Annotated in this window: 8 protein-coding genes; all 8 read left to right on the forward strand. The window is 48.9% G+C overall.

What is annotated here, in order from left to right:
* Positions 1 to 235 (forward strand): DUF2961 domain-containing protein (locus tag I5907_RS21110; RefSeq protein ID WP_196992833.1); only part of this gene is annotated, 235 nt, incomplete at its 5' end.
* A 138-nt stretch (positions 236 to 373) separates the two neighbouring features.
* Positions 374 to 1396, forward strand: coding sequence for a substrate-binding domain-containing protein (locus tag I5907_RS21115; protein WP_196992850.1), 1023 nt, complete (start codon positions 374 to 376; stop codon positions 1394 to 1396).
* A 2-nt stretch (positions 1397 to 1398) separates the two neighbouring features.
* Positions 1399 to 2733, forward strand: coding sequence for a DUF6786 family protein (locus tag I5907_RS21120; protein WP_346266801.1), 1335 nt, complete (start codon positions 1399 to 1401; stop codon positions 2731 to 2733).
* Between the two features lie 67 nt (positions 2734 to 2800).
* A complete protein-coding gene (locus I5907_RS21125) occupies positions 2801 to 4579 on the forward strand; it encodes an L-fucose isomerase (RefSeq protein ID WP_196992851.1) in 1779 nt (592 codons plus the stop codon).
* Positions 4580 to 4617: 38 nt separating this feature from the next.
* Positions 4618 to 5964 (forward strand): L-fucose:H+ symporter permease, encoded by a 1347-nt coding sequence (fucP, locus tag I5907_RS21130; RefSeq protein WP_196992852.1) that lies wholly within the window; start codon positions 4618 to 4620, stop codon positions 5962 to 5964.
* 87 nt (positions 5965 to 6051) lie between these two features.
* Entirely contained in the window at positions 6052 to 8010 is a 1959-nt protein-coding gene (locus I5907_RS21135) for a glycoside hydrolase family 172 protein (protein ID WP_196992853.1), read from the forward strand.
* An 18-nt stretch (positions 8011 to 8028) separates the two neighbouring features.
* A complete protein-coding gene (locus I5907_RS21140) occupies positions 8029 to 11151 on the forward strand; it encodes a GH116 family glycosyl hydrolase (RefSeq protein ID WP_196992854.1) in 3123 nt (1040 codons plus the stop codon).
* A 151-nt stretch (positions 11152 to 11302) separates the two neighbouring features.
* Entirely contained in the window at positions 11303 to 12967 is a 1665-nt protein-coding gene (locus I5907_RS21145) for a ribulokinase (RefSeq protein WP_196992855.1), read from the forward strand.
* The last annotated feature ends 99 nt before the right edge of the window (positions 12968 to 13066 follow it).

Below are 13066 nucleotides of genomic sequence, written 5' to 3' on the forward strand. Positions count from 1 at the left end.
AGGTGATGGTCATTACCAGGTTGCACAGCGCTTTGGCCTTTACCGCTGGCATATCACAGACCCCATTCGTTTCGACAAAGATTTAAAAGTTACCATACAGGCACTCGGCTGGAGAGAGGGAGGCCGTTACCTGCCACTGAAAGATGATATTGCCTCTACCGTATTCTGGTACCAGGCAGAACCACACAATGCCTTTCCGCCATTGCCGTCAAAAGATGAGCTGGAGGTAAATTAAGTTCCGTATTATTTAAGTGATCAGGACACTGGGATTACATATATTAGATGATGCTAATACAAATTGCCGGACTGCGGGGACAAAACAAATATACACCGGTTCGTATTCACCTGTTAATCAAGTAAACAAAACTAGACAGTGGACAAAAAGACATCCCTTAAAGACGTGGCCAATCATATCGGCGTTTCGGCAGCACTTGTTTCATATGTAATGAACGGAAAAGAAAGGGAAGCGCGGGTGAGTGAGGAGATGGTCAAAAAAATAAAGATTGCGGCTGCGGAACTGAACTATCAGCCGAATCTGATTGCCAAAAGCCTGAAGATGGGCACAACAAAAACAATCGGGTTGATCGTGGCAGATATTTCAAACCCTTTTTTTTCCAATATCGCACGGATCATTGAAGATGAGGCAAAGAAACAGGGTTATGTCGTCATATTTGGAAGCAGTGATGAAAATGCTGCCAAGCAATCAGACCTGATTGACGTCTTTACAACGAGGCTGGTGGACGCTTTTATTATCGCACCCGCAATGAATACTGTTGACCAGATTCAGCAAATACTGGATAAGAACGTACCGGTGGTATTGATAGATCGTTTCTTTCCCGGTCTTGACGTGGATTGTGTCCATATTGATAATTACAATGCTTCTGCAAATGCAGTTAAACAGCTGGTCAAAAACGGCCGCAAAAAAATTGGGATGCTGGCCTATGATACGACCCAGTTGCATATGCAGGAAAGGAAACGTGGATATAAGGCGATACTGAAAGAAAGAAATATCAGGTTTAGGAAAGAATGGCTGGTGGAAGCCAGTTATCAGGAAATGGATAAAGATGTTGCCACTAAACTTGCCGCTATTCTTCAGCCATTGCAAATAGATGCACTTTTTTTTGCTACTAACTCCCTCGCTGTGGCCGGAATGAAAGCAATCAGCAAGATGGGTATTCGCGTCCCCGGGGAACTGGCGATAATTTCCTTTGACGAGAGTGAGGCATTCGATTTTTTTTACTCGCCGGTCACTTACGTGAGCCAGTCACTGACAGATATCGGGAGGGAGGCGGTTCGGCTGGTACTTCAGCGACTGCACAACAAAAGCAGGAAGCACCACACCGTTATTGTGGAGGCCAGGCTGGTGGTAAGGGAGAGTTGTGGTAACAATTTATAAGCGTGAACAAGCAAGGATGCCATATGACCTATACACATGTGCTTAAACGATTAAGTTTTCAATCCAATAAGATTGATGATATGCAAACAGTAGAAAGATTTATTCAACGTCTAATCATTACAATCACCGCCATTATGTTAACAACCGCATGTAAAAACACGGGGCAGGATAAGACAGCTTCGGAAAAGGAAATTTACAAGCCCGGTACTTTTGGATATGATCTGCAATTCCTGCAAGGATACGACAGCCTGATTCTGCTCAGATCTCCGGAAGGATCAGCACAGCTTATTGTATCTGCGAAATACCAGGGAAAGGTGTTTACCTCCACCGCGCAGGGGAACGACGGATTTAGTTTTGGATGGGTAAATTATAAGGCATTTGACGGCCCGGCTGATCTGCACATGAATGCTTATGGTGGTGAAAACCGTCTTTGGCTGGGTCCGGAAGGCGGTCCTTTTTCCCTGTACTTCAAACCCGGGGAAGACATGGTGTTTGATAACTGGAAAACGCCGGCGGCTTTTGACACAGAACCATGGGAGGTAGAAGTACAGACTGCACATTCCGTGACGATGAAAAAAGATATGTCGCTGGTGAATTACCGTGGTACACCGCTTCGCTTATCGGTAAAGCGGGAAATTGCGGTTTCCAGTGCGGACAGTATCAATAAACGTTTCGGGCTGCCATTGGATGCAGCTGTTAACGCAGTGGGATATCAGACCACCAATACCCTGATCAACAAAGGCAGTCAGCCGTGGACGGCTGAGACGGGCATGCCCTGTATCTGGGTATTGGACATGATGAAAAATACTGATTCAACAGTTATCGTGGTACCCATTCATAATCCTGACCAGGTTGATTTCAGCAAAGTGGCTACCACGGATTATTTTGGCGAAATCCCCGCCGACAGGCTGGTACGGGATGACCAACATTTATTTTTTAAAGCGGATGGAAAAAGCAGGGGGAAAATCGGCGTCAAACCCGCGCATACTGATCCGGTTATCGGCAGCTACGATCCGCTGAACGGCATACTTACGCTTGCCGTGTTTGAACCGGAGGCTTCCTCCAGGTATCTCAACCAGGAATGGGATCCCCGGAAATCCCCCTTTACCGGAGACGCGGTAAACGCGTATAATGATGGTCCCCTGGCTGACGGATCGCAAATGGGTCCGTTCTATGAAATCGAAAGTGTATCACCTGCCGCATTCCTCCGGCCACAGGAATCGCTGGTCCACCGCCAGTCCGTTTATCATTTTACCGGGGACAAAAAATCGCTTGATATGATCAGTAAGCGGTTCCTTGGCGTCTCACTCAACGATATTACCAACGCTTTTAAATAAAAGACAGGAAAGCATAAGCGCAGCTGATCCTGCACTGACTCTATCTGAATAACCGACAAATACTTATATGCATAAAACTGATTATCCCAAAATCGGCATTCGTCCGATTATCGATGGCCGGCTCGGCGGTGTACGTGAATCATTAGAGGCTACTACCATGAAGATGGCGGAGACAGTAGCAGCACTTTATCAACGGGAGCTTCGTTATCCGGACGGTTCGCCGGTTGAATGTGTGATCGCCGACACCTGCATTGGTGGCGTACAGGAGGCCGTTCAATGTGCCAAAAAATTTGAAACCAGTAATGTCGGCGTTTCACTATCGGTGACCCCCTGCTGGTGTTACGGCAGCGAAACGATGGATATGAACCCGTTGTTGCCCAAAGCGATCTGGGGCTTTAACGGCACCGAACGACCAGGGGCGGTTTATCTTGCTGCCACACTTGCCGCTCACAACCAGTTTGGGTTGCCCGCCTTTGGCATTTACGGCCATGATGTGCAGGACCTGGGTGATGAAAATGTACCTGATGATGTAAAAAGGAAGCTGCTGAACTTTGCCCAGGCAGGGCTGGCAGTGGCGATGATGCGTGGCAAGTCATACCTCGCGATCGGGTCTGTTTCCATGGGCATTGCCGGCTCTATCGTGGTGCCCGATTTTTTCCGGGAATACCTGGGTATGCGCAACGAGTATGTTGACTCGTCCGAAGTGTTGCGCCGCATCGAACAGAAAATTTATGATGAAATGGAGTTTGACAAAGCCCTGGCATGGGTAAAAGAGCACTGTAAAGAAGGGGAAGACCTGGCCAACGACGCAGAGAAACAGTCCACGCGGGAGCAAAAAGATAAGGATTGGGAATTTGTCGTAAAAATGACATTGATCATACGCGACCTCATGCAGGGAAACACGCGGTTAAAAGATAAAGGTTTTGGAGAGGAGGCATTAGGGCACAATGCGATTGTATCAGGTTTCCAGGGACAAAGGCAATGGACAGATTTTCTGCCAAATGGCGATTTTTCGGAGGCTATTCTTAATTCCTCTTTTGATTGGAACGGCATACGCGCGCCCTACATGGTGGCAACAGAAAACGATTGTTTTAACGGCATCAGCATGCTGTTTGGTTACCTGCTTACCAACACTGCGCAGCTATTCGCAGATGTCCGTACCTACTGGAGCCCTGAGGCGGTTGAGCGCGTGACAGGCTGGACACCGGAAGGTATTGCCGCGGGTGGATTTATTCACCTCATTAATTCCGGTTCTGCCACGCTGGATGGCAGCGGGCAGCAATCAATGGAAGGGCGTCCGGTGATGAAACCTTTCTGGGAAATTACCGAACCCGAGGTTCAGTCCTGTTTGGCAGCAACTACCTGGTACCCCGGTAATAAAGGTTATTTCAGGGGCGGGGGTTATTCCTCAAAATTTGTTACCAAAGGGGGTATGCCGGTTACCATGTGCCGTATCAACCTTGTAAGAGGCCTGGGCCCCGTGCTGCAGATTGCGGAAGGGGAGACCATTGACATTCCGCAGGATGTGCACGACATCCTGGATAAACGTACCGATGTCACCTGGCCGACTACGTGGTTTGTTCCGCGTCTTACCGGACAAGGTGCTTTTGCGGATGTTTACAGTGTCATGGCACACTGGGGCTCAAACCATGGATCGATCAGTTACGGGCACATCGGCGATAAACTCATTACCCTTGCTTCCATGTTGCGTATCCCTGTATGTATGCACAATGTAGCCGACAGCAAGATATTCAGACCTTCTGCATGGAATGCGTTTGGATCGGACAAGGAGGGCGGGGATTACCGTGCGTGTAGTACTTATGGCTCACTTTATGGCATTGCCTAACTCCCCCGTTTGTCAACTCATTAATCTTAACAATCGTCATGAAGAAACAAATAAAACTCACCCGCTTACCGGACGGCACCAGCTTGCTCTTTCCGTTTGCACTGATCTCCAGCTTGTTTTTAATGTGGGGTTTTGCACATGGTCTGCTGGATGTACTGGACAAACACTTCCAGGACATCCTGCACGTAACCAAGGCGCAATCGGGATTTGTCCAGTTTTCATTATACATCGGATACCTGGTCATGGCAGTCCCTGCGGGAATCATCATTAAAAAATATGGCTATAAGGCAGGCATCATCACCGGGCTGTCGCTGTTTGCAGCAGGCGCATTTTTGTTTTATCCTGTAGCAAAGCTGGAATCATTTGTGCCTTTCCTGCTTGCTCTTTTTGTCATCGCGTGCGGGCTGGCCTGCCTCGAGACATCTGCCAATCCATATTCCACCGTTTTGGGTCCCAAAGAATATGCGGCGAGACGTATCAATATATCACAGTCTTTTAACGGGCTGGGATGGATACTGGGTCCCTTAATCGGGGGGCTGTTGATATTCGGGGCCAATGATAACGGAGATCCGGACAGGTTTGCCTCTATGGTACAACCTTACATGATGGTGGGTGCAGTCGTTGTGGTACTTGCCCTGGTATTTCTTTTCGTCCGGCTACCCGAGATTGAAACCGGGCGCACCGAAGAAATACAGGAAGACCCTCCGATGCGGCACCTGCTGCGTCATCCCGCTTTTGTTGTTGCGGTCATTGCAGAATTTCTATATGTCGCAGCACAAACGGGGGTGAACTCCTTTTTTATCAATTATGTGACGGAAGCAGTTCCGGACCTGCAAAACCCTGTAGCGGGTATGATGGCCCATTTTGGCAGCTTTGGGGAGACCTTTATGCCACGTAACCCGGAACAGGCCGCTTCGCTGATTCTTGCCATCGGCGGGATGGGGCTGTTCTGGATCGGGCGCCTGTCAGGGTCTTACCTGATGAAATACATCGCCCCACAGCGTTTGCTGCTGGTATACGGTGCTGCGAATACCTTGCTGGTGCTGCTGGTTATAGCGGGCCTTGGCTGGGTCTCTGTCATATCACTTTTCTGCACGTATTTTTTTATGAGTATCATGTTTCCGACCATTTTCGCACTGGGTCTCAGGGATCTTGGCCCGCTTACGAAGAAGGGCGCCTCTTTCCTGGTCATGGCTGTTGCCGGTGGCGCTTTTTGCCCGCCGGTAATGGGGCTGCTGGGAGATCATTTCGGCATGCCGGTAGCATTTATTATTCCCTGCATATGTTTTGCCTTCATCGCCTGGTACGGCGGCAGACGCAGTACCCGAACGGAATTGCAGGCAGGCAAAAAAAACGGGCCGGTGCTCCATTATCAACACCATTAACGGCTGTCGACGGAGTGTGAAACGTGTAAGGCTGAAGAAAGTTATCCCGGATATCCAACATCATTCTTTTACAAAAAACACCGGCAGATGAAAACACTACGATTTGTTTTGCTGCTGATGGTCAACGGAATGGCCATCTCTGCATATACCCAGCAAACAATCACCGCAGCGGACGAAATAAAGCAGTTGTACGACCTCAGTTTACTTCCCGCCTACAGGAGTAAGACTTATTCGGCGCAGGTATCCAGTTACGACACCACCGGTGGAAATAATGACGGATTCAATGGCGATTATTCCTTTGTGAGACGCAATGCCGACAGCAGCCTGGTAATTCTGGATGTGCGTGGTGCCGGAACGGTAAACAGGATATGGACACCCACGCCAAACAGCGACACACTTGATTTTTATATTGATGATGCAGCACAGCCCTCCCTTTCGGTCTGCTTCAATGACTTGTTTTCAGGCAAAGTTTTTCCTTTTGTACAGCCATTGTGCGGTAACCAGCTGGGCGGGTATTACTGTTATTATCCTGTTCTTTTTCAAAAACATTGTGTCATTGTCACCCGGGGAAAAAAAATGTTGTTTTACCAGGTTGGCTACAGGCTATACCAAAACGGCACTACGGTGCAATCTTTTAATATTTCACGCAGCGACGAGGTAAAAACAGCCCTCGGTGCTTTGGAGCGGGTATGGAACACCAGTCCAGGAAAGACCGCAAAAGGGATCAATGCAAGTAGCGGTGATGGTAAAACGGTAGAAACTTCCATCCGCATCAAGCCGGGAGAAACAAAGAAAGTATTTTCCTGCATACAGGGTGGCAGGATCACCGGTCTCGAAATTACGCCTGCCGCCAGCGTAGCTACGCTGTCAAAAAACCTGCTGCTTCGGGTATATTGGGATGATGAACCGGGCCCGGCCATTGATTGTCCTGTATCGGATTTTTTCGGCTTTGCCTTTGGCAGACCTTCCATGCAAAGTATGTTGATCGGTACGGCAGACAATACCTGCTATAGTTGGCTGCCTATGCCTTTTGATAAAAAGGCGAGGGTTGAAATTGTTTACCGGGCGGATAAAGACAGCAGCCTTCCCAACCTGGATATACGTGCAGCAATTGCTTATACGCTGCAGCCCCGGCTGGCAGCGAAAGAAGGCAGGTTTTACGCTTACCGCAACAGTGGCGTAACAACGGATGGTAAGCCGCATGTGTTGTTGGACGTACAGGGTAAAGGCCATTATGTTGGCGCAGTATTGCAGGCCCAGGGTCTTCAAACCGGAATGACTCTTTTTTTTGAAGGCGATGATTCAACAGAAATAGACCAGACGCTGCGTTTTCACGGGACAGGATCCGAAGATTATTTCAACGGGGGCTGGTATGCATTGCTGAACCGCTGGGACGCCCGGATGAGCCTGCCGTTGCATGGTTCCCTGGATTATTCGCTGGCCTTTGCAAGAACGGGTGGATACCGGTTTTACCTGTCCGATAAAATGTCCTTTGAAAAGCATTTGTTTCACAGTATAGAGCATGGTGGTGAGCACAATGCTGTGCCGGGTATCTACACTTCCATCAGTTATTTTTACTGTGACCGGAACCCCCTGTCACCGGCCATCTATACCACGGAGAATACGACCGTTTACCTGCCTGATACGATCAGTATTTACCCCCAGTTTGCATCGGTAGTACCGGGGGAGGACATCAGCATTAAAACTACCTGGGAAAACAATGATATTGGTCAAAGCTTTGACATTACTGCCGGCAACAACAGTTTGTTGAAAATAAACCTGGAGGATGTTCCCCCCGGAGTATATAAGCTCCTCGTGTCTTATGCTGCACAACCCGGCGGTTGTATGTTTTCGCTCTGGCAAAGACAAACCAAAATATCCGCCGACTTCTCTTCGCGGGCCACGGCAACGGCAGTAAAGGAAGTCGAAGCGGGAAAAATAACCCTTACCGCGTTAAACAGCTCAGTGACTTTTCGGTTCACTGCAACAGATCAGCGTAAAAAATTCCTGTGGAGAAAACTGATACTGGTAAAACTGAAAGATTAACACATTAAATCTTTGCATATGAAAAAATGTTTCTTTGTGCTCGCCGGTCTGGTATGTACCCTCCTGGTACCCGCACAATCAACGGATCCGACACACCATGTGCCGGCGGACAAGCAGCTGCCTGGCACCTGGACCACGTCATTATACAGTAAAGAGAAAAAAATTTTTAAAGGGGCCGAACTCTTAACGATCGGTATGCCATGCGGTGGTATCGCCGCGGGCCAGTTGTATGTGCGGGGAGATGGCACACTGGCCAACTGGTGGATTGCCAACAATGCCCACAATACGGGGTATGGGATCGATTCACTCACAAAATTCAATACCGCCCTCGGTCCCTGGAAGGTTTGTTACCAGACGTTTGAACCGGCCAGTTATGTTTCTCAGGGTTTCGCACTCACGGTTACACAAAATGGAAAGAAACAAACCACGGTGCTAAACAAAGAAAATTTTGATGATATTTCGTTCACAGGTGAGTATCCGATAGCGGAAATAAGCTATGCCTCCAAAAAACAACAACTTCCGGTGAAAGTAGACGCAGAGATATTCTCGCCTTTTATTCCCATGAATGCCCGTGAGTCAGCTACACCGGGTACCATCTTAAAGTATACGATCAGGAATACGTCCTCCAAAAATGCAACAGTAATGCTGGAAGGTTGGGTGCAGAACCTGGTCTGTCTCGAAATAGCGGGTGAAATCAATGCATTGAGCAGGAACAGGACCGAAACAAAAAATGGTCTGACATCGGTAGTAATGGAACTAATACCGAAAAAAGAAAATGCCGCTGAAAAAAGGCCGGTGGTGCAGCTGTACGAAGATTTTGAAACCGGGTATGGCCGATGGGCCCTCACCGGTGACGCATTCGGGACTGCACCGGCGCCGGGCAGCTTTGGAGGCGATCAGTCCGGTGTACTCAACATGTCAGGCAAAGGGATGGTCAACTCTTTTTTAAACGGCGATCAGACAACAGGCCGTATGGTTTCCAAGCCATTTGTGATAAACGACAATTATATTGTTTTCAACATTGGTGGCGGTAATCATCCCGGTACAACCTGCATCAATCTGGTGATTGACCATAAGATCGTCCGTACGGCAACAGGTAAGAATACCGAAGGGCTGGATCCACACAACTGGGACGTACATGAACTAAAGGGTAAAACCGCCCATCTGGAGATTGTGGATGCGGCAAAAGGCGGCTGGGGTCACATTAATATAGACAATATCGGTTTCAGCAATCTGCCTGTAACAAGGGAAAAATATTATCCGCAGCAGCATCCCTACTTTGGCAACCTCTCTTTAAGTGTACTTTCCAACAATGCTTTTGCTGATGCGGACTACCAGGGTTTGGATGACAGTCACCGGGTGGATGCTGCGGCCAGAACCGCCGGTGAAAAGTTATGCGGCAGTGTCGGAACAACCATGACGTTACAGCCCGGAGAACAAAAAGAAATCAGCTTTTTACTCACCTGGTATTTTCCGAACCGGCCTTCCTATTACCAGGGCAGCGATGTAACGGCCATACTGGCCAACGACTGGAACCAGGCCTTACCGACTGATGGTGCAACCATCATTGGCAACATGTACAGTAACTGGTTCAGTAGTTCGCAGGACGTGGCAGCTTATCTTCAGCAAAATTATGAGCGTCTGTCCCGTCAAACGCATCTTTTTCATGATACTTACTATAACAATTCAACCATCCCTTACTGGTTAAACCAACGCCTGCTGATGCCTTTGTCTATCCTTGCCACTGAAACCTGCCAATGGTGGGCCAACGACAAATTCTGGGCGTGGGAAGGGGTCGGTTCATGTGTAGGAACCTGTACCCATGTATGGAACTATGAACAGGCACTGGCCCACTTTTTTCCGGAACTGGAACGCAATATCCGGGAGCGTACAGACTTCGATATTTCTTTCCGGCAGGATGGCGGTGTACTGGCGCGGAACGGTTGGGGGGGCATCCTGATCGATGGGCATGCAGGTGCTATTTTAAAAGCCTACCGGGAACACCTCAATTCAAAAAATGAATTATTTCTTACCCGCAACTGGGACAGGATAAAACGGGCTACCGAATTTATTATCCTGGAGGACGGGAATGAAGACGGGCTGATTGAAAAAACGCAGGCCAACACCTATGATATTGCTTTTTACGGGGCAAATACCTATGTGGGTTCATTATACCTGGCAGCGTTAAAAGCAGCAGGACGTATGGCGGTAATGATGAATGATACAGCCTTCGCGAACCGCTGTAATATGATTGCTGCAGCTGGCGAAGCACATTCGGTTGCAAGGCTTTGGAACGGTGAGTATTTTATTCAGGAGGTTGATCTTACAGCGCATCCTGAATTCCAGTATGCGACGGGTTGTCTTTCTGATCAGCTGTTCGGACAGACCTGGAACCATTTGAATAACCTTGGTTATATATACCCGGAAGAAAAAGTAAAACAAACACTCCGATCCATCTGGAAATACAATTGGGCACCGGATGTGGCAGTGCAAAATAAGGTCCACCCGCCGGAACGCACGTATGCCAGTTTCGGGGAGCCGGGATTGCTGGTCTGTACCTGGCCGAAGAGTCCGCACATGGGCGAGAAGGGAGTCCGTTACCGGGATGAGGTATGGACAGGCATAGAATACCAGGTGGCCACCAATATGATCTATGAGGGTATGACAGAGGAAGGGTTGTCCATCGTCAGGGCGGTGGATCAGCGCTATAGCCCGGAGAAGCACAATCCATGGAATGAAATAGAATGCGGCGATCACTATGCAAGGGCGATGGCGTCCTGGGGCGTTATGCTGGCATTGCAGGATTACTATTATAACGGTCCGCAAGGTATCCTCGGCTTCCACCCCAAAATACAGGCAGACAATTTTAAAGGTTTCTTTACGGCAGCAGAAGCCTGGGGAAACATCTTACAGGTGCTCGGGGGCAATCAGCAAAAAAATACCATTGCAGTAAAGTATGGCAATCTTTTACTACGCCAGGTACAACTAAAAAGCGATAAAAAACCGTCGTCCGTACAGGTGCTTTTAAACAACAAACCACTTACGAGCACGTATGTTTATGACGATCGCACTGCTTCCATTGCGTGTGAAGAAATGTCACTGACAGCAAATGATATTGTTGATGTAATAATGACTTTTTAAAGAAAAATAACGATTGTACATCCTGGCCAGGCTGCATTACTGCTATATAGCGTTGGTTGTGTCACACACTTGTACTACCACAACTAAGCCGGCACAGTAAAAACACGCTTTGTTTTAACTGTTCCTCTAAGGGCCATAAAAAAATAATGGAATGGAAAAAGCCTATGTTATCGGTGTTGACTACGGAACAGATTCGGTAAGGGCAATTATTGTTGACGCGTATAATGGCCAGGAGATGGCCGCGTCCACCTTTGAGTATCCGAGATGGAAAAAGCGCATGTACTGCAATCCGGAAGGCAATGTCTTTCGCCAGCACCCGCTGGATTATGTGGAAGGGCTGGAATGCATTGTAAAGGACTCCCTGCACCAGGCTGGTGAGGAGGTGCGCAAACACATCAAAGCCATTTCCATTGATACAACGGGCTCGTCGCCGGTTGCCGTCGATGAAAGTGGGATGCCGCTGGCACTACAGGAAGCGTTTGCGCATGAACCTGATGCCATGTTTGTTTTATGGAAAGACCATTCGGCTGTGCAGGAGGCAGAAGAGATCAACCGGCATGCCGGGAACTTTGAGACCAATTACCTTAAATATGTCGGCGGCATTTACTCCTCCGAATGGTATTGGAGTAAACTGTTGCATATATTAAGACAGCACCCGCAGGTGCGGGCAGGCTGTTATAGCTGGGTGGAACATGCGGACTGGATGCCTTTTTTGTTAACCGGTGGCACGCACATAAATCAAATGAAACGCGGGATTTGCACCGCAGGGCACAAAGCCCTGTGGGCGGAAGAATGGAATGGCTTCCCGCCGGAAGCTTTTTTTGCTTCTCTCGACCCCTTGCTGACCGGTTTTGTATCCAAATTGCCTGCCGTGGTATATACCGCAGACAAGGCGGCAGGAAACCTGTCCGAAGCATGGGCAAACAGGCTGGGATTAGGTACCAATGTAATGGTTGGTGTTGGTGCAATGGATGCGCATATGGGTGCTGTTGGCGGACAGGTCGAGCCCTACTACCTGAGCAAGGTCATGGGTACTTCCACCTGTGACATGCTGGTCGCACCGTTGGAAGACATGCAGGGTAAATATGTACAGGGCATCTGTGGCCTGGTAAATGGCTCTGTTATTCCCGGTATGATCGGGATGGAAGCCGGCCAGTCAGCTTTTGGTGATGTATATGCATGGTTGAGAAATGTGCTCGCCTGGCCCTTGGAAAATATCGCCCGTGGATTGGTGGAGGAGCAGACCATTCAAACGATTGTGAGCCGGATGATCCCAACATTAAGCCAGCAAGCTGCTTCCATTCCCCTTCAGGAAACGGATGCACTCAGTGTAGACTGGTTCAACGGACGTCGCACGCCTGATGCCAATGCACTCGTCAAGGCTGCCATCACCGGTCTTGACCTGGGAACTGATGCGGTAAAAATATTCCGTTCACTGGCTGAAGCAACCTGTTTCGGTGCCAAAGCAATTGTGGAACGCTTTACCAGCCAGCAGATCCCGGTACAGGGGCTCATTGGTGTTGGTGGCGTGGCAAAAAAATCACCGTTTATCATGCAGCTGATGGCCGATGTGATCAATATGCCCATCCGGATCAACCAATCCGAACAAACCTGTGCAATGGGAGCGGCCATGTTTGCCGCGACAGTTGCCGGTATCTACCCAAAGGTGGAGGTAGCGATGCAGGCGATGGGGCAGGGGTTTGAGCGCGAGTACAAGCCTGACCACGCAAAAACAGCGTTATACGGCCGGCGTTATGAAAAATATAAGGAATTGGGTGGTTATATGGAAGCAGCAACCCTGGTCCCGCAAGTTTAACAGGGTACGCTTCAGGAAACAGGAAAACCGGGTACAGGGAACCGCATACAGGCGGACATCCTGTTCCCATCCTGCTTCCGGCTGTAGCATTCCATGGTC

The organism is Panacibacter microcysteis (assembly GCF_015831355.1).
GTDB lineage: Bacteria > Bacteroidota > Bacteroidia > Chitinophagales > Chitinophagaceae > Panacibacter > Panacibacter microcysteis.

Excerpts from the sequence above, each read along its gene's own strand:
- I5907_RS21125 (WP_196992851.1), top strand. The coding sequence starts at position 2,801 with ATGCATAAAACTGATTATCCCAAAATCGGCATTCGTCCGATTATCGAT.
- I5907_RS21140 (WP_196992854.1), top strand. The coding sequence starts at position 8,029 with ATGAAAAAATGTTTCTTTGTGCTCGCCGGTCTGGTATGTACCCTCCTG.
- fucP (WP_196992852.1), top strand. The coding sequence starts at position 4,618 with ATGAAGAAACAAATAAAACTCACCCGCTTACCGGACGGCACCAGCTTG.
- I5907_RS21145 (WP_196992855.1), top strand. The coding sequence starts at position 11,303 with ATGGAAAAAGCCTATGTTATCGGTGTTGACTACGGAACAGATTCGGTA.
- I5907_RS21135 (WP_196992853.1), top strand. The coding sequence starts at position 6,052 with ATGAAAACACTACGATTTGTTTTGCTGCTGATGGTCAACGGAATGGCC.